We start from the raw sequence: 21231 nt of genomic DNA, 5'->3' as shown, positions 1-21231 counted from the left end.
ACAATTTCGGTCGCTTTCTACCTTTGAGTTTTACTTATGCTTTGCCTGTTCCATGTTTTTTACAAACATATCAAACAAATACTCTGTGTCCACCGGCCCACTGGAAGCCTCCGGATGAAACTGGGCAGAAAAGAAAGGTTTGGTTTTATGCCGTATTCCTTCATTAGTACCATCATTCACATTTACAAAAAGAGCTTCCCATTCTGCCGGTAAAGTTTTATCGTCAATAGCAAACCCATGATTCTGGGAAGTGATATAACAACGATGGCTTCCAGGCTGCATCACGGGTTGGTTATGGCTACGATGACCGTATTTCAGTTTATAAGTCTCAGCACCGGCAGCCCTGGCCATTAACTGATTTCCCAGACAAATACCCATAATGGGTTTATTACCGTCCAGTATCTTTTTAATATGCTGAATAGTCACATCACATTTAGCAGGGTCACCGGGACCATTTGAAAGAAAATAACCGTCACATTCTTCCCGGGTAAAATCGTAATTCCAGGGTACACGCTTTATGCTTACATCCCGTTTAAGCAAACAACGAAGAATATTATATTTTACCCCACAGTCCACCAAAACCACTTTATATTTTCCCTGACCGTATTCTACTACCTCTTTAGTAGACACTTCCGCCACAATATTATCTTTATTGGGGTCATAAAAAGGCAAAGAAATGTTGTCAAATTCTATTCTCCCCAACATAGCACCGTGTTCTCGCAATTTTTTAGTGAGAGCACGGGTATCTATACCAAAAAGTCCCGGTACCTGTTGTTCTTTCAACCATTGACCGAGACTTTTCTGCGAATTCCAATGACTATATGCAAACGAATAATCGGAAATAATTAAAGCCGTACAATGAATCTTATCCGATTCAAAGAATTTTGAAATGCCATGCTCTTCATCATCTATAGGCACCCCATAATTACCAATCATGGGATAGGTGGGAACTAAAATTTGTCCTTTATACGAGGGATCGGTCAAACTTTCCGGATAGCCTGTCATTGCCGTATAAAATACGACTTCCCCGGAAACTGACTTCTCATAACCAAAAGAAGTCCCTTCATAAATTGTCCCATCCTGCAGAACCAAACGCGCTTTTTTTAAATTTTGCATATCTATTTTTGTGAACTGATTTACCAAACGTCCAAATTGGTGCAAAGGTAATAAAAGTTTTGTCTAAGTACAAACCTTTCAGAATATACATGCATATATTTTAAATATTTATGTAGACTATAAAGAAACAAATGGATTTCCAATCTTTTTTTTATCTTCCAATTGTTTCTATATTTGCAAAGTAATATAAATCATTATGAGGAATAAAACAAAAAGATTGCTTACTATCCGCAAATTGATAGAATCCGAATTGATTTCTTCCCAGGAAGAATTGCTATTCAGACTAAAAGAAATGAATGTGGAAGCAACTCAAAGCACTTTATCCCGGGATTTAAAATTCATGAAAGTAGCCAAAATTCCTCATAAAGAAAAAGGATATGTCTATGTTATTCCTGAAAGTATACAAAATGAACAACGGGAAGAAAAAGTATCTTCCATTATTACGGACACTATTCTAAGCATTGATTTTTCTGGCAATATAGCAGTGATCAAAACTCTTCCCGGCTATGCCAATGCCGTAACTGTATTGATTGACAGTGAAAACTACTTTGAAATTTTAGGTACTATTGCAGGAGATGATACCATTTTTATAGTCATGCGGGAAGGAGTGAGCAGAAGTGAATTGATCGACGCTTTGACATCCGTACACCCGGCAATCCACACCTTATATAAATAATCTTTTGAGTTATATCTTTATTTAAAGTAAACCTCATTTCTGCTGATTTGAGTCAGCAACATCATATTGTCTTTTCCGGTCAAGGCACTTTTCGGGGAGGAGAATGTATTTTAACAGAATGAACATTCTTCAGACCATTCAATTTTCTGCTTATAAAAGTACTCGGCGGTATATTTTGACGAATTAAAGTCCACTTTCTCCAACTGACCATATGCTGAAATATACTTCTTATTCAAAAAATATCATCAATCAGGCATGATATTTTCTTACAATTTTGTCATATTTTCAAAAGCATAAGTTCTTTGTCCGAATTTACATTATTCAGACAACATTCCAGTCATACTTACTCGTACAATTCAAAACCACAGTAACTGTGGTGATTTGAAGCAAGATGCAGATGTGAACATCAAATATAGGCCATACAAATATAATGTATAGTTATAACACATCAAAGCGTTTTTTCAAAAACCTTTAATTTAAAAATAATTTTTTTGGATATGGAAAGAAAAAATACTTCGATTGAATTGTATGTTATTGAACAAGTTAAAAAAAGAAGAACAGCCTTGAATATAGTACCTCGTACCCTATCCATCCGGATAGGTCTGGAAGAAAGTTTTGTTGGTCTGGTTGAAAATCCCAAAAACGGAACAAAATATAATTTTAACCATTTGAACGAAATTGCAAAAGTATTAAAGTGTTCAGTATCAGATTTCTTCCCGGTTCCTCACTTACCGGAAAACTGTATTGCCGAATATAAAATATTACATCCTCGTCCAAAAAAATAAAAAAAGCTGTCCCGAAGGACAGCTCCAAGCACATTGATAGAATTTTTCTACAACTCTTTCTGCACTGAATTACCACCATACGCACACCGTTTTTTGACCTTTGATGTTGTACACCAGAATAAAACACGATAGCATTTATTCAGTAAAACAGATAACAGAAAAATTTCAAAGAAATCCCGCCAATTCATTTTAAAGAACCCGCATAAAAAAAACACGCGGACTTATCCATCTTGCAGAAAACAGGTTTCTCACGACCTATAATTGTCAAAATGGAGGCCCGCGTTGCTTTCATATATATTTCATTTATATACGAATCCACAGCGCAGGCGTTACCACTCTTAAATCCAACAATTATAAACATTGAGTGTGAGAATTTGTTTTCTTTGGAAATAAGCAAACGCCAATACGTTATTTATAAGAACTCCGGCCTTTTGGCCTTACTTTTGTTCTGCAAATGTACAAATTAATTTTTATATTCCAATTTTGACAGATACTTTTTTTCATTTTTTTTCAAAAAAACGAGGAAAGCCTCCATATATAAATTTTAAGAGTGTTCGTTTTTTAATTATAAAAATAGTTCGTAAACTTGCACCCCGTATTTTTAATAAAGTGTCATGAAAGTATTAAACACTAAAAATGAACTGATTAGCCTTTTAGAAAATTATAAAAAAGAAGGTAAAAAAATCGGATTTGTACCCACTATGGGTGCTTTACATGAAGGCCATCTTTCGTTGGTAAAAGAAAGCAAAAAACAAAGTGATATTACTGTTGTCAGTATATTTGTGAATCCCACCCAGTTTAATGATCCCGAAGATTTAAAAAGATATCCCAGAACTTTAGAGAAAGACCTGGAACTTTTAAAACCAGAGAATTGTGATGTTGTTTTTGCTCCTTCCGTTGAAGAAATTTATCCGGAACCGGACACACGAAAATTTGATTTTGGCTATTTGGAAACAGTGATGGAAGGTGCTAAAAGACCGGGACATTTTAATGGAGTAGGACAAGTCGTAAGCCGGCTTTTCGATATTATCAAACCGCATAAGGCTTTTTTCGGAATGAAAGATTTCCAACAAATAGCCATCATTCGGAATATGGTTCATCAATTGCATTATAACATAGAAATCATTTCCTGTCCTATCATCCGTGAAGAAAACGGATTAGCCAAAAGTTCAAGAAATATGTTGCTGGATGAAGACCATAAGAAAAACGCTCCTCATATTTATGCAACTTTAAAGAAAGCAAAAGAATTAGTCTCTCAAAAAAACGTTAGCGAAATTAAACAATGGATAAGTGACGAAATTAATAATAATCCTTATCTGGAAACAGAATATGTTGAAATCGTTGATGAAATGACCCTTCAGGTGACAAAAGAATGGGAAGAAAAAGGAAATAAAGTAGTGTGTGTAGCTGTATATGCCGGCAAAATTAGATTAATTGATAATATTGTGCTCTAACCTGTGCTGAAGTAAATCTTAAACTATAATCATGTTTATAGAAGTAGTAAAATCGAAAATCCATAAAGTAACGGTCACCGAAGCTAATCTTCAATATGTAGGCAGTATCACTATTGATGTAGCTTTAATGGAAGCTGCCAATATAATCGAAAACGAAAAGGTTCAGATTGTAAATGTAAACAACGGAGAAAGACTGGAGACATACGTAATAAAAGGAGAAAGAGGCTCTGGGGTAGTCTGCCTGAACGGACCAGCCGCTAGGAAATGTGCTGTGGGGGATATAGTAATCATCATTTCTTATGCTTCTATGGATTTTGAGGAAGCAAAAAAACACACTCCTACCTTAGTTTTCCCGGATACAACTACCAATCAGTTGATTTAACTTCTGAAACCATGGAATACCTTCCCTACATCCATCAAAAAATAGTGAAAGATAGAGAAACTATTCAAAGCACGTTAAATCAATGGAAATTTAAAGGAGAAAAAATAGTTTTTACCAACGGTTGTTTTGACATTTTCCACAGAGGACACACAGAATATCTGGCCCAGGCAGCTGCTTTAGGTACCAAACTAATTATAGGACTGAATACCGATTCGTCCGTAAAACGTTTAAAAGGTGAAAACCGACCGATAAATAACCAAGACGCCAGAGCTATAGTATTGGCGTCCCTCATTTTCACAGACCGGATTATCTTTTTTGATGAAGACACACCTCTCGAACTTATCCGTTTCATTCAACCGGATATTTTAGTCAAAGGAAGTGATTACAAACCCGAAAATATTGTCGGTTACGATATAGTAAAGGCCAAAGGAGGGCAAATCGTAACGATAGACTTAACCCAAGGTTATTCTACAACTTCCATTCTGAACAAACTGATCTGAATTCTTTCAGTACTTAAAAGAAATTATCTCAAAAATCCGGAGAAGACATTTTTCTTCGGATTTTTATTTACATCTTTTTAAACCTGCCTGATCATCCGAATACAAATAAACATGTTAGAAACTTGAATAACTATTGTTGAAAACTCATGAAAGAAATTCTTTTAAAAATTTGGAGAAGAATTCCGGCAAGGTATTCTAAATTTATTTCGATTCTCAAAAAAAACAATGCTTTTTTATTCGGAAATCTTTATACAAATTACTAACTGTTTTTCACTATCCGTTCACCAACTATTTTTCAAAATACCAACTTACTCACTACTGTTGATAAATTATATAATTTACTGATTATATCGTATATACAATATAAGTACTTGTTAATAACATTTCCTCCCTATTTAATAAGATAAAAATCAAATAAAATAACCAACAGTTTTAAATAATACTGACACCTTATAATTATAACCATCTTTTTTTACAGATAAATAAAAATATAATATTAAATATGAGTTTGTTGAAAACTGATGATGTAACTTTGCAACTGCTTTATTAAAATTTAACGATACCCTTTTTTGGGGAGGATAAAAAAATAGTAAGTTTGAAGATTATAATAAATAGTATTATGAAAGTGAAAATAATAAACCGGTCTAAGCATCCGCTACCTGAGTATAAAACAAAAGCTTCGGCAGGTATGGATATTCGGGCTAATCTGGAAGAGAAGGTGACGTTACACTCTTTAGAAAGAAAATTAATCCCTACAGGATTGTTTATAGAATTACCCGAAGGATATGAAGCTCAGATACGTCCAAGAAGTGGTCTGGCTTTAAATGAAGGTTTAGGCATATTAAATAGTCCCGGAACGATTGATTCCGATTATAGAGGGGAGTTAGGAGTAATTGTAGTAAATTTGTCAAATGATCCGATTACCATCGAGGATGGCGAACGGATCTGTCAGATGGTTATTCATTCTGTGGAACAGGCTGAATGGATAGAAATGGAAGAATTATCGGAAAGCGAAAGAGGGAAAGGGGGATTTGGACATACGGGAAAAAAATAATTAAAGAAAGAGAATAGTTATATGAAAAAATGGATTGTTCTGGTATTTGTTTTCTTTTTGGTTCCGGAAGTTTTTGCCGATCAGAAAAAGAAGACGGAGAATGTGAAGGAATTGAGTGAAGAAAGCAGGTTGGAATTTGACTATTCTTTTATGGAAGGTGTTCGGAGTAAGATAACAGGAGATTATCGTGCTGCTTTGGAATGGTTTGATAATTGTCTGAAAATATTACCTGCAAGTCCGGTAGTAAAATATGAAATAGCTACTTTATTAGTCTTGAATGAAGACTATAACGGAGCTCTTCAGTTAACCCGGGAAGCTGTATCTGGTAATCCGGATAATATATGGTATAAAATATTATTGGCCAATATATTGCAAAAAAAGTCCATGATTGAAGAAGCTTGCAATGTATATGCCGAAATTATCTCTAAATATCCGAATAAAGAACAGTTTTACATTTTGGAGGCTGGTTTATATACTTCTGTGGAAAAATGGCAAAAGGCGATAGAAGTATATGACCGTTATGAAAATCAATATGGTATTACAGAACCTGTTTCTATTGAAAAAATTAAATTATATACTAAACTAAACGATGTTAAGAAAGCTTCGAACGAGTTGTTAAAGCTGATTCGGAAATTTCCGGATAAGAGTGAATATCTCAGTCTTTTGGCCGAACTTTATTTTAATTATAATCAGGATAAGAAGGGATTACAGATTTTGGACCGGCTTTTGAAGTCTGATCCGGATAACGGATATGTTCATTTTTATCTGGCAGATTATTACAGGGATAAAAAACAGAGGGAATCGGCAGATAAGCATACCCGTAGTGCTTTGTTGAGCGATGGTATAGAAAATGGCTATAAAATTCAGTATATTTTAAAATTGATTTTAAATCCGGATACCACATTGGTTTCTGATTCGGAACTGGATTCCTATATGGATTTAATGATGCAAAAATACAGTGATGATTTATCTGTAAGGGCTTTGCATTCGGATTTTCTGAAAAAAGATAAAAAATTTCCGGAAGCAAAAGAAGAATTGGAATACATTCTTTCTAAAGAGAAAAATAACTATTTGATTTGGGAAGGATTACTTTTGTTATGTAATGAAATGTCCGATACCAATTGTATGCTGAGCAGGAGTATAGAGACAATCAAATATTTCCCTGAGCAACCTTTACCTTATGCTTTGGCGGGAGTCTCTCTTATGATGCAGGATAAATTTAAAGAAGCTGTTCCTTATTTGCAAAAAGGAGTAGAATTGACGGATGACAAAATAGCATTGAAAGTTCAGTTTTATTCTTATTTGGGTGATTGTTATTATCGTTTGGATAGTACACAGCGTGCATTTGACATGTTCGATGAAGTTTTAAAGTTAGATCCGAATAATGTTCTTACGTTAAATAATTATGCTTACTATTTGGCATTAAGAGGAGAAAATCTGAATAAAGCTGAACAGATGAGTTTCAGAACTGTGGAACTGGAGAAAAATAATCCGACTTATTTAGATACTTATGCATGGGTATTGTATAAAAGAGGAGATTATTCCCAGGCTAAATTTTATATGGGCCTGGCAATAGAGGGAAGTGAAGAACCTTCCGGGGTGTTATTTGAACACTACGGAGATATTTTGTACCGGGTAGGAGAAAAAGAGAAGGCGTTGGAAATGTGGAAGAAAGCCTGGGACAATCTGGAAGAAAAATCGGAGGAATTAAGGCTAAAAATAGAGACAGGTACTTTGCCTGAGTAAGTGTATTGAAAATGAAGTATAGTTATATTTTTTTATTGGGTTTACTGTGTGTCGTAGTGACTTCGTGCTGCACTACGATAAAATTGGCCGAGAAAAAAGAAATTCCTCTTCTTACTGAAAACAAATTATTTAAGAATATTGAAACCGGTGAGTTAGACTATAATACTTTGTTTGTGAAGCGGATGGACGTTTCACTTGAACATAAAGGAGGTTCAAACGGTTTTAAAGCTTCCATGAAGATACAAAGGGACAGTTTTATACAGATATCCGTCACTGCTCCTCTGGGCATAGAAGTAGCCCGCGTATTGCTGACTTTGGATAGTATTAAATTTGCGGATGTATATCACAAAAAATATTTTATGACCGATTATGAGTTTTTCAATGAAAAATATGATGTTCGGTTAGGCTATAATTGTATTCAGGATATATTGACAAATACTTTTTTTAATTTTGAAAGTTGTAGTGGATTAGAGAAAAGCAAAAAGTATAGATTAGCTCGTACAGTTGAAGGATATGAATTATCTTCCCTGGAGGAAAGAGCTTTAAGTCGGAAAATTAGAAAATTGTACAAGAAAAAAAGAAAAAACAAAGATTTTGTATTGATTTTGCAGAAAATTTTGATTGATCCGCAATTCTTCCGACCGGTAAGGGTATCCATAGAAGATGTTGATGAAGATATGGAAGTAGCAGTGGAATACAGTCATTTTAAAGATTTTTCGGGCAAAATATTACCAGAGAAAATAGAATTCCGGCTTAATGCAGATCGGGAGCATACAAATGTGAAGGTACAATTTCAAAAAGTAGAATTTGACGTGCCGGTAGAATCTAATTTTAAAATTTCATCGAAATATAAATTGATACAATAGTTCATGATTTTCAGATTATTCAGTATATTATTTTTATTGTTTTTATTGAGTACCGGAATTTTCGCTCAATCTATCAATTCTATTAAGAAACAAAAAGAAAAAAGTGAAAAGGAAATAGTGTATTTGAATAAATTGCTGAAAGAAGCGATGAGTAATAAATCGGTTTCCACAGAGAAATTGAATATTTTGCGACAGAAAATTGTAGAAAGTAGAAAATTACTTTCTGTTTTAAATCAGGAAATGAAGTATCTCCAGGGTAATATAGCCGGAAATGAAAAGAGAATCAGTGAATTAGAGAGTGAAAGGGAAGCAATGCTTGACCTTTATGCCAAATTGGTTTATGGAAGTTGGAAAAAAAGGAATAAGGTTGATAAACTCATGTTTATTTTTTCTTCGTCCGATTTTAATCAGGCCTATAACCGTTTTAAATATTTTCAACAAATCCAGGAGTATTCCAAACGTCAGCTTCATTTAATCCGGCAAGTAAATGATTCGTTAAACAGAAGAAACCAGAACTTGAAAGATTTATTGGTCCAGAAAGATGCCGTAGCAAATACGATTAATCATAGAAACCAGGAGTTGGAATCTGAACAAGTCAAGGAAAATCAGTACATGACTCAGTTACAGAAAAAAGAGAAGGAAGTACGGAAAAAGTTGCAGGTTGAAATGGACAACCGGAAAAAATTGGATAAAGAATTGAATAAATTGCTGGCACGACAAACAAAAAAATCCGGAAGTACTTCCTCTGTTTATAAATTGACGCCGGAAGAAAAATTATTATCGGACGATTTTGTGAAAAATAAAGGAAAATTGCCTTGGCCCGTTGCTGAGGGTTTTATATCTGAAAAATTTGGTGTAAGAGTCCATCCCGTTCATAAATATGTTATGATTTCCAACCAGGGAGTAAATATTACTACTTCTAAAAATGCCGAGGTCCGGGCTGTTTTTAAAGGAGTTGTTTCGGATATAGGCTATCTTTCCGGATTACATAATATAGTTGTTATTCGTCACGGCAGTTATTCCACGGTTTACCCGAATATAGTGGAATTGAAAGTAAAGAAAAATGATGTTGTCAACACGAAAGATATTTTAGGTAAAATCGCATATGATGAAGAAAAAGGAAGTGTGTTAAATTTTCAGATTTTAAAAGACAATGTCCGTTTAGATCCTGAATTGTGGTTAGCTAAATAATAATGATGGACTCTGAATATTATACGTTAAGAAAAAAATTAAAAGATATATTGAATGTTTTCAGGTTGAAAGTGCTGCTTTGTAACCTGATGAAAGGCAGTGTATATTTATTTCTATTTCTTTTTGTTTTTCTGTTTCTTTATCGTCACATCACTTTTTTATTTCCTTTGTCTGTTGTGGCCAAGGCTGTGGCGTTTTATTCATTGCTTCTTTGCATCATTGCCGGGTGTTTGTATTTTATCATTTATCCTGTTTACCTTTATTTTAAATCGTCTGATTTTAGAAATGATGCATTACTTCGTCAGTTAAAGCATTATTTAATAACAAAATCGGATATTTTAATTTCTGTTTATCATCTGGCATTTCACAAAGATGATTTTCCCGGAAACGAGCAATTGAAGGAAGCAGCTTTCATACAGAAATATGATTCTTTAGGAAAACAGGGTATATTTTTGAAATTTCCGGGTAAGCTTTTCCGGCGGAGTTTGTTTTTTTTTATCGGAATACTTATTCTTGTTTTTTTTCATTTTTCATTTCTTACTGCCCAATTTGATAGTTTACGGAATTATGAGTCACCTGGTATTCCGCCTCGTCATGTTCAATTTATTTTACAGAATGAAAATTTGGAAGTGGAGTACGGAAAAGGTATCTCTTTAAAACTTCAGGTACAGAGTGAAAATCAAGAAGTGGAACATGTTTTTATTTGTCTGGGTGGGGGTGAATTTTTGATGACCAGGCAAGATTCTGTTTTTGTTTATTCCTTTGAGGTGCTGAACAATGATTTGAAATTTTGTTTCAAAGCCCTTGAGCAACAGAGTGAAACGTATGAAATTAAAGTTCTTCCCACTCCTGTTATTACTGATTATAAAGTTATTTATACTCCTCCAGCTTATACGGCTCTTCGGTCTGAAATCTTGAAAAATATTGTGGATTTCAGGGTTCTTTTTGGATCTACCCTGAAATTTGAGTTGAATTGTGCTGATTTGGATTCTCTTTATCTGGAGGGGAAAGGACGGAATTTTTCTCTTTCTTTGAAGAATCGTTCTTCGGCCGATTTTTCCCTGAATGTTCGCCAATCGGGGGAATATACTTTATATGGTTCTAACGTTCATTTTAAGAGAAAAAGTCTGCTTAGTTTCAATGTAGTTTGTATACCGGATTTATATCCGGGTATTCAAGTGACCGAAGTTCAGGATTCTATGCGTAGTTCTCTGCATTACTTTTACGGAGTGATTACAGATGATTACGGATTTACCGATCTTCGGTTCAATTATTCCGTTCACCATGCGGCATACACTGTCGTTCCGATAAATATAGCTAAAAATACGAATACTCAGGAATTTTATTTCAGTTTTGATTTTGCTGAATTTGGCGGGATGGATAAATCCGAGGTGTCCTATTTTTTTGAAATATTTGATAATGATAATATATCCGGTCCGAAAAGTACCCGTTCTGAGCATAAAACCTATGAGATACCTGACCTGAATACGATATTTGATTACAATACGGAAGCTAATGTTTCCACTAATTCAGCTTTGAATGAAGCGAAGCAATTGGCCCAGGAAATTGTGAAGGGAGTAAAGGATTTACAAAGGAAAATGTTAGAAGATAATGAAGAAGGTTGGGAAAAGCAGCAAATGGCCAAAGATATCATAGAGAAAAAGAATAAACTGGAAAAATTACTGAATACCGTTAAAGAAGAAAATTGGAAAAAATCTGATTTAAATACGAGTTTTACAGGACAAGATAGTGTATTACTTGAGAAACAACAGCAGATTCAGGATTTGCTGGACAAGATTATGGATGATGAAATGAAAAATCTGTTAAAAGAGTTTTCTGAATTGTCTGAAGAATTTTCAAAGGAGAAGTTCAAAAATATGGATGAAAAAATGAAGTTGTCCTTTGACCAGATGAGTGAAAAATTAGACCGTAATATTGAATTGTTGAAACGTTTTCAGATAGAAGAACAGCATGATTTGATTTCTCAACAGTTAAATCAATTAAAAGTTGCCCAGAAAAAATGGGAAGAGATGACCCAGGATAAATCCGTTTCCCGGGACTCTTTGTCGCATGCCGGCAAATCACTTCAAAACGACTTGAATAAGATAAAGGAGAATTATGAGCATTTGTTAAAGCAAAATCAGGAATTGGATGAACCTTATTCTCTGAATGATTTAAAAAAAGAATTCGGAGATTTGGACCGGAAACTGGATGAACAACATCAAAATGTTGCAGACCATAAAAAAAATAAAGATTTATCGGAAGAGATCCGGAAAGATATGGAAAATCTTTCTGAGAAACTGGAACAGCAAAAGAATCAAAATTTTATGGATAAATCTTTGCCTGAAAACCAGGTTGAACTCATCATTCAAAATATTTTAATCATTTCATTGACCCAGGAGGATTTATTAAAACAATTTCCGGAGGTTGAGTCCCAGAGTTTAAAATATAATGAATTGGGGCGGTTACAGGATTTAAAGCGTCAGGAATATAAAATTGTAAAAGATAGTTTATCTGAATTGGCGAAGTCGAATTTATCACTGGCTTCTTTATTAAGCCAGAAATTTTATGATATTGAAGTTAAATTCAATTTACTACCTCAGTATATACAGGATAACAAACGGAGTGATTTGGCCAGGGAGCAGCAATATATTGTTACTTATTTGAATGACATGGCTTTAACTCTGACCGATGCTTTACAAAAAGCCCGGCAAGAGCCATCAAGTAATAAGAATGGCCAGGGGGGTAAACAGAAAAAAGGCAATGGAAAAGAAAATCCTTCGGAGGGCTACGACCGTTTAAAAGACAGTCAGAATGGCTTGAAGAATCAACTTCAGGAGCTTATTTCCCGGATGAAAAAAGGAGAGAAAGGAAAACCTTTACAGGAAGGAATCAGTAATATAATCAGACAGAACGAACTTTTCAGAAAAAGTCTGAATGACTTTATTTCACGGTCCGGTTCTATGTCTAATCAGGAAAAACAATTATTGAATGAAATTAATCAATTATTGGAAGAAAATATCCGTGATATTGCCAATTACTCTTTATCAGGCCGTTTGATTGAACGGAACAACCAGATATTTAATAAATTGTTAATGTCTGAAAAAGCTTCCAAAGAGAAAGAGGAATATGAAGAGAAAAGAAGGGCGGAAACGGCAAAAGATTTTCTTTATGAGCGTCCTGAGATTTTCTTTCATAACAGAAAAAAGAATACTTTGATAAAAACTGATTTTCAAAAAACCGATTTAAAATTAAATACTTATTTTAAAATTCTCTATAATAATTATTATATAAAGCTTGGTAATGAATAAATTAGAAATTTCGGTATCTTCTGAAATTTGCAATATTGTAAAAATTGAAAATTTCATAGAGAAATTTGTAAGCTATTTTCAATTGTCTGATGAATTGTTTGGGAGGATTAGTTTATCAGTGATTGAGGCTGTAAATAATGCTATTTTATCGGGAAATAAACGGGATCCGGATAAAATGGTAATAGTGAGTGCTGAAAAGTTGGAAAATCAATTTAGGGTAACTGTAAAAGATGAAGGAGAAGGATTTGATTATACGAATATTCCTGATCCTACTTTACCGAACGATTTAAATAAAGTGTGTGGTCATGGACTTTATCTTATGCATACTTTGTCGGATAATCTGATTTTTGAAAATAACGGTGCTTCAGTAACGTTGATTTTTGATTTATAAAGTAATTAATTGTGTGCTAAGTTGATATGAAAGAGATATTGTTCTTTAAAGAAGGCAACGTAGAATATCCTTCTTTTTTTTCGGATGTATTTATTTGCAAATGGCTGGAAAGAATAGCGGGTTATTATCACAAATCACTCGGAACAATAAATTTTATTTTTTGTGATGATGAATATATCCTTTCTGTAAACAGACAATATCTGAAACATGATTATTATACGGATGTCATTACTTTTGATTATGTAGAAGGAGATGTTTTGTCCGGAGATGTTTTTATTAGTCTTGACACGGTCCATTCCAATTCAATGATGTTTGCTACTACGTTTGAAAATGAATTTTATAGGGTACTTTGCCATTCCGTACTTCATTTAATCGGTTTTAAGGATAAAACGGATGCGGACAGTAAGGAAATGCGTTTGAATGAAAATATATGCTTAGATCTTCTTAAAATCGCTTAAAATGGCAAATCTGTTACCTGATTATGATGTAATTGTTGTAGGGGCGGGACATGCCGGTTGTGAAGCTGCTTGTGCTGCTGCTCATTTGGGTTCCCATACTTTGTTGATTACTTTGGATATGAATAAGATAGCGCAGATGTCATGTAATCCGGCTATCGGAGGTATTGCCAAAGGGCAAATTGTAAGGGAAATAGATGCTTTGGGTGGAATGAGTGGAATTGTGACAGACCAGAGTTCTATTCAATTCAGGATGTTGAATTTATCCAAGGGACCTGCGATGTGGAGTCCTCGTGCCCAATGCGACCGGATGCAGTTTTCTTCAAACTGGCGTCATATTCTGGAGCATACTGAAGGGTTGGATATGTGGCAGGATGATGTGACGGAACTTCTTATAGAAGGACAACAGGTGAAAGGAGTAAAGACTTCTTTTGGAGCAGTTTTCCGGGCAAAGCGGGTGATATTGACTAACGGTACCTTTTTGAATGGTTTGATGCATATCGGGCGCGTAAGTTTTCCGGGGGGCAGGATTTCAGAACCTGCATCTTATGGTATTACGGCCCAATTGAAGAATTTAGGATTTGAAACAGGGCGCATGAAGACCGGTACACCTGTTCGTATTGACGGACGAAGTATTGACTTTTCTAAATTGACTGTTCAGGATGGTGAAAATGATTTTCATCGGTTTTCTTTTATTCATTTTGATTATACGAATAATCTGGTTCACCGGCCCTGTTATATGGCTTATACCAACGAAAGAGTCCATGCAGTTTTGAGAGAAGGTTTTGAAGACAGTCCGTTGTTCAATGGTACGATTCAGAGCATAGGGCCCCGTTATTGTCCCAGTATTGAAACAAAACTACATACCTTTGCTGAACGCACAAGCCATCATTTATTTTTGGAACCGGAAGGAGAACATACTACGGAGTATTATCTGAATGGCTTTTCTTCTTCTTTGCCTTGGGAAGTACAATTAAAGGGGTTGCGATGCATAGAGGGGTTTGAGAATGTTAGAATTTACAGGCCGGGTTATGCTATTGAATACGATTATTTTCCGCCGACCCAGCTTTATCATACTTTAGAGACCAAACAAATTAAGGGGCTTTATTTTGCGGGACAAATCAATGGAACGACCGGTTATGAAGAAGCCGCTGCTCAAGGGTTAATGGCTGGGATTAATGCCCACCTTTCTGTCAGGGATGAAGAGGAGTTTATATTGGGCAGAGATGAAGCCTATATCGGGGTTTTAATAGATGATTTGGTGACGAAGGGAGTAGATGAACCTTATAGAATGTTTACTTCCCGGGCCGAATATCGTATTTTACTTCGTCAGGATGATGCAGATATGCGCTTGACTCCCATAGGATTTAAAATAGGATTAGTTAATAGAAATAGACATAATATTTATTTAGATAAATTAAAACTAAGAGATAGTTTAATTGATTTTATAAGGAATTGTAGTGTTAAAGCTGAGGTAGTAAATCCTCTGTTAGTTTCTTTGCAATTGACACCTTTGCGTCAGGGAATGAAATTGATAGAGGTTCTTAATCGACCTTTAGTAACTCTTCAGCAATTGAGGGATTTGCTTCCTGTTTTAAATGGTTTTATTGAAGAGAATAAAATTCGTTTGGAAATTTTAGAAGCTGCTGAAATTTGTATAAAATATTCGGGATATATAGAGCGTGAACGGGTGTTAGCTGATAAACTTTCCCGTTTGGAGAATTTGGTTATAGCGGGGAAATTTAATTATGAAGAGCTAACAAATCTTTCTATAGAAGCTCGGCAAAAATTATCGAAAATACAGCCCCGAACTATAGGGCAGGCTTCACGTATAAGTGGTGTTTCTCCCGCTGATATAAATGTTCTTTTGATTTTGATGGGGAGATAATCTGCATTTATTGCTATTTTTCTTTCAAATGAATTAACATTGTTTCACGTGGAACATTCAATATGTTGCGAAGACCTCTTTTGAGGTTAATTTATTTTTCACAAAAAAAATCTGATGGCATGACACGTATAGAAGGAAATATTGTAGATGTTGTAAATCGCAAAATATATCCGGGTGTGATTAATGTTGAAGGAGGAATCATTCAATCTATAGAAGAAAATAGCAACATCTACGATAGTTTTATTTCTCCTGGATTCATAGATGCCCATGTGCATATTGAAAGCTCTATGTTATTGCCTGAAGAGTTTTCTAAAATAGTTATACAAAAGGGGACTGTCTCTGTCATTACAGATCCGCATGAAATAGCTAATGTCTTGGGTAGGCAAGGAATAGAATTCATGATAGAACACAGTAAAAATTCCCTTCTAAAAATATTTTTCACCATTCCTTCTTGCGTGCCATCATCTTCTTTTGATGCGACAGGAGCTCAGATTACTTCTTCCGATGTTGAAGGATTATTGAAGGATCATTCTTTTGTAGGACTTTCGGAAATGATGAATGTACCGGGAGTTATTTTTGATGATCCGGAGGTCATACGAAAAATTCGGCTTGCTCAAGAATATCATCTGCCTGTTGATGGTCATGCTCCCGCTTTGAGAGGTGATCATTTGAAAAAGTATATATCTGCCGGAATCACGACAGACCATGAATGTACTACAATAGAAGAAGCGAAAGAGAAAATTCAGTACGGAATGAAAGTGTTGATTCGGGAAGGAAGTGCTGCCAGAAATTATGAAGCCTTAAAAGAGTTAATAGCTCTCTATCCTAACGATGTTATGTTCTGTACAGATGACTCTCATCCGGATAATTTATTAGAATTTGGCCATATTGATAAAATAGTAAGAAGAGCTATTTCAGATGGGTATGATTTGTTTGATGTTTTAAAGATAGCTTGTTTAAATCCTATTGAGCATTATCAGTTAAAAGTCGGAAGTCTACAAGTGGGAAATGCAGCTGATTTCGTTATATTTCGGGATTTAAAATCGTTTGAAGTCTTGTCAGTTTATGTAAATGGCAAAGAAAATTTCAATATACAGTCTCCATTTCCGGAGAGTAATACAGAAAATTTAATATGCGAAAATTTAAATTGTTTTCATCATGACATGATTACGGCTTCCCAGATACAGAAAAAGGTAAATGAAAAAGAATTAGTTTGTATGAAGGTCCTCCCGAATGAGTTAATTACGGAGAAAATCGTTTTTCCGATCTCTTCTTATGAGAATTTTCAATCTGATACAAAAAAGGATATACTAAAGATCATCTATATAAACAGATATGAAAATAAACAGCCTCAAATAGCTTTTATTCATGGTATGGGTTTAAAAAGAGGAGCGATGGCCAGTAGTATTTCCCATGATTCTCATAATATAATTGCTGTTGGAACAAATGATTCTGATTTGCTCGATGCAGTAAATACGATTATTCTCCAAAAAGGAGGTATTTGTATAGCAGATAAAGGAGAAAAAGAAATATTACCTTTACCTATAGGAGGAATTATGACAAATAAAGGAGGGATAGAAATTGCAGAGCAATGGAAAAAAATTCAGAATCGTTTGAAGCAGATGGGATGCCCGCTTGAATCACCGTTTATGACTTTGTCTTTTATGGCTCTCATTGTTATTCCTGAGTTAAAGATAGGCGAAAGGGGATTATTTGAATTTAGTAGGTTTAATTTTATTTCTGAATAATGATTTATGTTCTGATATGGCCCTTTATGATGAATACCTAAGAAAGAAAGTAAATGAATTGCCTGATAACCCCGGAGTTTATCAATACTTTGATAGTTCGGGAGTGATAATATATATAGGTAAGGCTAAAAATCTGAAAAAAAGAGTATTATCATATTTAAATAAAAGTAATCAATCCAGTAAAACCCATTTATTGGTCAATAAAATAGCTGATTTACGATATATTGTGGTAAACAGTGAGCAGGATGCGCTTTTATTGGAGAATAATCTGATTAAAAAGTATAAACCCAAGTATAATATTTTATTGAAAGACGATAAAAGTTATCCTTGGATTTGTATCAAGAAAGAGCCTTTTCCCAGGGTTTTTATTACCCGCCGCTATATTCGTGACGGCTCTGAATATTTTGGACCTTATACTTCCGGGAAGTTTGCCCATGTATTGATTAATTTGATTAAATCCTTATTTAAATTGCGGACATGTAACCTGGCTTTGAATGAGAAAGCAATTCAGGTAGGTAAATTTAAAGTTTGCCTGGAATATCATATCGGGAATTGTAAGGCACCCTGTGTAGGAAGAATAGGGCAACTTGAATACGATGAGTACATTGTTCAGATCCGAAATATTCTGAAGGGAAATTTATCTTCTGTGATTGAAGCAATGACGGCAAAAATGATTTTTTATGCCAATTCTTTAAAATTTGAAGAGGCCAATTTGATGAAAGAGGCTTTGCAGGCAGTTAAAAACTATCAGGCTAAATCAACCATTGTACGCACGACGATAAGTGATACAGATGTATTTTCTTATACTGAAGATGAAAAATATGCTTATATTAATTATTTGCGTATTTTACACGGAGCAGTGGTTCAGGTACATACGGTCGAACTGGAAAAAAAGATAGAAGAAGAAAAAGAATCTTTGCTGGCTTTTGCTATTTATGAAATCCGGCAAATGATGGATAGCCATTCAAAAGAAATCATTGTGCCGTTTTATCCGGATATTCAATTGGAAGGGATTGATTATGTAGTTCCTCAACGTGGTGATAAAAAACAGTTGCTGGAGTTATCAGAAAGAAATGCTTCTTATTTTCGTTTGGATCGGGAACGGCAACGCTCTACTAAAACAAAGGAGAATAATACATTTAATTTACTGAAAACCATTAAGTTAGAGCTGAAATTACCAGAATTGCCTCACCGAATTGAGTGTTTTGATAATTCGAATATTCAGGGAACTAATCCGGTTGCTTCCTGTGTGGTTTTTCTGGATGGAAAACCGGCGAAAAGGGAATACCGGAAGTTCCACGTGAAGACAGTGATTGGAGCTGATGATTTTGCTTCTATGGAGGAAATCATTTACAGACGATACCGGAGAGTATTGGATGAAGGGTTGGAGTTGACCAATTTGATTGTGATTGACGGCGGGAAGGGACAATTGCATTCTGCTGTCAATAGCTTGAAAAAATTGGGCTTGTATGGTAAAGTATCTATTTTGGGATTAGCTAAACAAATGGAGGAAATTTATTTTCCGGAAGATCAGCAACCTTATCTCTTGGCTAAAAATTCAGTGGCATTGAAGACTTTAATGCATATACGCGACGAAGCCCATCGTTTTGGTATTACTTTTCATCGCAGATTGAGAGAAAAAAATCAAATTAACAGTGTGATTTCTCAAATTAAAGGCATAGGTAATAATACTGAAATATCTCTTTTACAGGAATTTAAGTCAGTAGAAAATATCATGAAACAATCTATTCCGGAATTGGCAAAGATTATAGGTACGAAAAGAGCTGAGTTGGTTTATAATTATTTCCATGGTTCTGTAGAATGACTGGGATGCCTGTCAGCGCTTTAATGGCTTGTCATCTCCGAACGCTATACTAAAAAGCCCTAAAATAGATCTATTTTAGGGCTTTTTGAGGTATTATTTAAAATTTATTTCAACATATTATCATATGCTGATTTATCGGATAGAATAGATACTGCTTTATTTATCTCTTCGTCATGTTTAACTTTATATTCTATGACTCCTTCTAAGAAATAATAGCGCTGAATGAATTGTTCTGCAAGGAATTGGGATATTTCTTCTTTGAATAAAGACATGTCACGGTCTATGGAATGGGTAAATTCTTTTTTCAGCTTTTCGATTTCTTCTTTGGAGCTGTCATAATACTTTTCGTTTTTAGCAGTATTGATTAGTTTTTCCAACATCTTTTGGGATTCGGTTTCATAGCTGAAATTTTTATTTTTCAGATAGGTTTTAAATTCATCGTAAATTTCGTCGGTTATTTGAAATTGTCCGATGGGAGCGATTTCGGGGTGACGAAGTGCATAGTCATTAATAAAATCAAATGTAATATCTTTGATTACCAACTGTTTCGTAATGTTTGCAAATTCTGGTTCCTCTATTTTAATGTCCGGGGTAATACCTCCTCCATCGTATACTTTTCTTCCGTTTTTAGTTGTATAAGCTGTGATGAGGGAATCCGGCACTTTACCTACACTGCCATCCGGATTCCGGTGAGAGTAGTCTAAGGCTTGAATACATCTACCGCTGGGGATATAATATTTAGCCGTAGTAACTTTTAATTTCGTGTTATAGGCCAGATCCCTTACGGTTTGAACCAGACCCTTGCCAAAGGAACGTTCGCCGATTAAAACGGCCCTATCGAGGTCTTGCAGGGCTCCGGAAACAATTTCTGAGGCGGAGGCCGAGCCCCGGTCAATCAGTACAGCCAACGGCATATCCGGAGCGATAGGATTTTTATCTGCATTATATTCTTTATCCCATTGCTTCATTTTTCCTTTGGTGCTGACTACTTTTGAATCTTTGGGAACAAAATAATTTACGATTTCTACGGCCTGGTCCAGTAATCCTCCTGAGTTGCCTCTCAAGTCGAGAATCATGGCTTTTGCTCCTTTATTTTTTAATTCAATAATGCCTTTTCTGACATCTGCAGCGGCCTTGTCGGTAAAACTGGTCAGGTAAATATAGCCGATACTGTCATTTACCATACCGAAATAAGGAACGCTCGGAAGTTGTATTTTCTCCCGGATGGCTTTTTTCTCCAAAGGTTTGTCCTGATATTCCCGTTTAACTTTAATGGTAATTTCTTTTCCGGGTTGTCCTTTGAGCATAGCGCTGACATCATCTATTTTTTTCCCTTTTACGGAATTTCCGTCTATGGTCAGTATAATATCGCCGGGGAGCAGACCTGCTTTAGCAGCCGGAGAATTTTTGTAAGGTTCACGAATGATGATATTTTCTCCTTTTTGACTAATAACAGAACCAATACCTGCATATTCTCCGGTGGTCATGAGTTTGACATCTTCCATTTCAGATTCCGGATAATAAACCGTATAAGGGTCAAGGGATTTTAACATGGAATGGATGCTTGTAGTGACTAAATCTCCAGGGTTGATTTCGTCAACATAGAACATGTTAACATCTCTGAGGAGAGTGGCATAAATGTTCAGGTGTTTGCTGGTTTCAAAACTTTTATCATCATTTTTCAGCGCTGTTAATCCACAGGTGATAGCGAGGACTGCCAAGCCAATGACTAAAATTTTCTTTGTCTTCATTTATTTTTACATTACTGGTTTCTATACGTTTTAATATTTTGATTAACGAAATTACAATTTATAATTGAGATTTGGAAACGGTTTGATAGATT

Annotated in this window: 17 protein-coding genes; 15 read left to right on the top strand and 2 right to left on the bottom strand. The window is 35.0% G+C overall.

Translation table 11 applies throughout. The annotated features are described in order from the left end of the window. Positions 1-30 precede the first annotated feature (30 nt). Positions 31-1116: a glutamine-hydrolyzing carbamoyl-phosphate synthase small subunit gene (gene carA, locus D1136_RS04970; RefSeq protein ID WP_161876520.1), complete on the bottom strand. Its 1086-nt coding sequence runs from the start codon at positions 1114-1116 to the stop codon at positions 31-33. Positions 1117-1312: 196 nt separating this feature from the next. On the opposite strand from carA, the gene argR reads away from it, so the two are divergent. The 15 genes from argR (at position 1313) to uvrC (ending at position 19388) form a co-directional block, all read left to right on the top strand. After that, on the top strand, positions 1313-1792 hold the full coding sequence (gene argR / locus D1136_RS04965; RefSeq protein ID WP_161876519.1) for an arginine repressor: 480 nt from the start codon (positions 1313-1315) through the stop codon (positions 1790-1792). Between the two features lie 497 nt (positions 1793-2289). Continuing rightward, entirely contained in the window at positions 2290-2577 is a 288-nt protein-coding gene (locus D1136_RS04960; RefSeq protein ID WP_161876518.1) for a helix-turn-helix domain-containing protein, read from the top strand. 614 nt (positions 2578-3191) lie between these two features. Beyond that, the gene (panC, locus tag D1136_RS04955) at positions 3192-4031 is read left to right on the top strand and encodes a pantoate--beta-alanine ligase (RefSeq protein WP_161876517.1); all 840 of its coding nucleotides are present in this window, start codon (positions 3192-3194) and stop codon (positions 4029-4031) included. A gap of 31 nt (positions 4032-4062) precedes the next feature. Then, on the top strand, positions 4063-4413 hold the full coding sequence (panD, locus tag D1136_RS04950) for an aspartate 1-decarboxylase (protein ID WP_161876516.1): 351 nt from the start codon (positions 4063-4065) through the stop codon (positions 4411-4413). Between the two features lie 11 nt (positions 4414-4424). Then, a complete protein-coding gene (rfaE2, locus tag D1136_RS04945) occupies positions 4425-4913 on the top strand; it encodes a D-glycero-beta-D-manno-heptose 1-phosphate adenylyltransferase (protein ID WP_161876515.1) in 489 nt (162 codons plus the stop codon). Positions 4914-5532: 619 nt separating this feature from the next. Beyond that, positions 5533-5967: a dUTP diphosphatase gene (dut, locus tag D1136_RS04940; protein ID WP_161876514.1), complete on the top strand. Its 435-nt coding sequence runs from the start codon at positions 5533-5535 to the stop codon at positions 5965-5967. 21 nt (positions 5968-5988) lie between these two features. Then, the gene (locus D1136_RS04935; RefSeq protein WP_161876513.1) at positions 5989-7713 is read left to right on the top strand and encodes a tetratricopeptide repeat protein; all 1725 of its coding nucleotides are present in this window, start codon (positions 5989-5991) and stop codon (positions 7711-7713) included. A gap of 11 nt (positions 7714-7724) precedes the next feature. Further along, entirely contained in the window at positions 7725-8579 is an 855-nt protein-coding gene (locus tag D1136_RS04930; protein WP_161876512.1) for a DUF4292 domain-containing protein, read from the top strand. A gap of 3 nt (positions 8580-8582) precedes the next feature. Next, positions 8583-9770, top strand: coding sequence for a murein hydrolase activator EnvC (locus D1136_RS04925; protein WP_161876511.1), 1188 nt, complete (start codon positions 8583-8585; stop codon positions 9768-9770). 2 nt (positions 9771-9772) lie between these two features. Beyond that, the gene (locus D1136_RS04920) at positions 9773-13081 is read left to right on the top strand and encodes a DUF4175 family protein (protein ID WP_161876510.1); all 3309 of its coding nucleotides are present in this window, start codon (positions 9773-9775) and stop codon (positions 13079-13081) included. Continuing rightward, the gene (locus D1136_RS04915) at positions 13074-13472 is read left to right on the top strand and encodes an ATP-binding protein (RefSeq protein WP_161876509.1); all 399 of its coding nucleotides are present in this window, start codon (positions 13074-13076) and stop codon (positions 13470-13472) included. Before D1136_RS04920 ends, D1136_RS04915 begins: the two co-directional genes overlap by 8 nt. A gap of 26 nt (positions 13473-13498) precedes the next feature. Beyond that, positions 13499-13930, top strand: a complete 432-nt coding sequence (ybeY, locus tag D1136_RS04910; RefSeq protein ID WP_161876508.1) for an rRNA maturation RNase YbeY — start codon at positions 13499-13501, stop codon at positions 13928-13930. Between the two features lies 1 nt (position 13931). Then, positions 13932-15815 (top strand): tRNA uridine-5-carboxymethylaminomethyl(34) synthesis enzyme MnmG, encoded by a 1884-nt coding sequence (gene mnmG / locus D1136_RS04905; protein WP_370461312.1) that lies wholly within the window; start codon positions 13932-13934, stop codon positions 15813-15815. A 119-nt stretch (positions 15816-15934) separates the two neighbouring features. Next, entirely contained in the window at positions 15935-17563 is a 1629-nt protein-coding gene (gene ade, locus D1136_RS04900; protein ID WP_161876507.1) for an adenine deaminase, read from the top strand. Positions 17564-17579: 16 nt separating this feature from the next. Then, positions 17580-19388 (top strand): excinuclease ABC subunit UvrC, encoded by a 1809-nt coding sequence (gene uvrC, locus D1136_RS04895; protein ID WP_161876538.1) that lies wholly within the window; start codon positions 17580-17582, stop codon positions 19386-19388. Positions 19389-19492: 104 nt separating this feature from the next. Here the strand turns inward: uvrC and D1136_RS04890 are convergent, their stop codons facing one another. Next, a complete protein-coding gene (locus tag D1136_RS04890; protein ID WP_161876506.1) occupies positions 19493-21139 on the bottom strand; it encodes a S41 family peptidase in 1647 nt (548 codons plus the stop codon). Between the last annotated feature and the right edge of the window lie 92 nt (positions 21140-21231).

The sequence above is a fragment of the Odoribacter sp. Z80 genome, assembly GCF_009935865.1.
Classification (GTDB): Bacteria; Bacteroidota; Bacteroidia; order Bacteroidales; family Marinifilaceae; genus Odoribacter.
The sequence above is the reverse complement of the archived record's forward strand: the minus strand, read 5'-3'. Positions and strand labels throughout refer to the sequence as shown.

Bases quoted from the DNA above. Each gene is read 5' to 3' on its own strand.
- D1136_RS04925 (WP_161876511.1), top strand. From the start codon at position 8,583: ATGATTTTCAGATTATTCAGTATATTATTTTTATTGTTTTTATTGAGT.
- carA (WP_161876520.1), bottom strand. From the start codon at position 1,116: ATGCAAAATTTAAAAAAAGCGCGTTTGGTTCTGCAGGATGGGACAATT.
- dut (WP_161876514.1), top strand. From the start codon at position 5,533: ATGAAAGTGAAAATAATAAACCGGTCTAAGCATCCGCTACCTGAGTAT.
- D1136_RS04935 (WP_161876513.1), top strand. From the start codon at position 5,989: ATGAAAAAATGGATTGTTCTGGTATTTGTTTTCTTTTTGGTTCCGGAA.
- argR (WP_161876519.1), top strand. From the start codon at position 1,313: ATGAGGAATAAAACAAAAAGATTGCTTACTATCCGCAAATTGATAGAA.
- D1136_RS04915 (WP_161876509.1), top strand. From the start codon at position 13,074: ATGAATAAATTAGAAATTTCGGTATCTTCTGAAATTTGCAATATTGTA.
- D1136_RS04930 (WP_161876512.1), top strand. From the start codon at position 7,725: ATGAAGTATAGTTATATTTTTTTATTGGGTTTACTGTGTGTCGTAGTG.
- D1136_RS04890 (WP_161876506.1), bottom strand. From the start codon at position 21,139: ATGAAGACAAAGAAAATTTTAGTCATTGGCTTGGCAGTCCTCGCTATC.
- D1136_RS04920 (WP_161876510.1), top strand. From the start codon at position 9,773: ATGATGGACTCTGAATATTATACGTTAAGAAAAAAATTAAAAGATATA.
- ade (WP_161876507.1), top strand. From the start codon at position 15,935: ATGACACGTATAGAAGGAAATATTGTAGATGTTGTAAATCGCAAAATA.
- panC (WP_161876517.1), top strand. From the start codon at position 3,192: ATGAAAGTATTAAACACTAAAAATGAACTGATTAGCCTTTTAGAAAAT.
- mnmG (WP_370461312.1), top strand. From the start codon at position 13,932: ATGGCAAATCTGTTACCTGATTATGATGTAATTGTTGTAGGGGCGGGA.
- ybeY (WP_161876508.1), top strand. From the start codon at position 13,499: ATGAAAGAGATATTGTTCTTTAAAGAAGGCAACGTAGAATATCCTTCT.
- D1136_RS04960 (WP_161876518.1), top strand. From the start codon at position 2,290: ATGGAAAGAAAAAATACTTCGATTGAATTGTATGTTATTGAACAAGTT.
- uvrC (WP_161876538.1), top strand. From the start codon at position 17,580: ATGGCCCTTTATGATGAATACCTAAGAAAGAAAGTAAATGAATTGCCT.
- rfaE2 (WP_161876515.1), top strand. From the start codon at position 4,425: ATGGAATACCTTCCCTACATCCATCAAAAAATAGTGAAAGATAGAGAA.
- panD (WP_161876516.1), top strand. From the start codon at position 4,063: ATGTTTATAGAAGTAGTAAAATCGAAAATCCATAAAGTAACGGTCACC.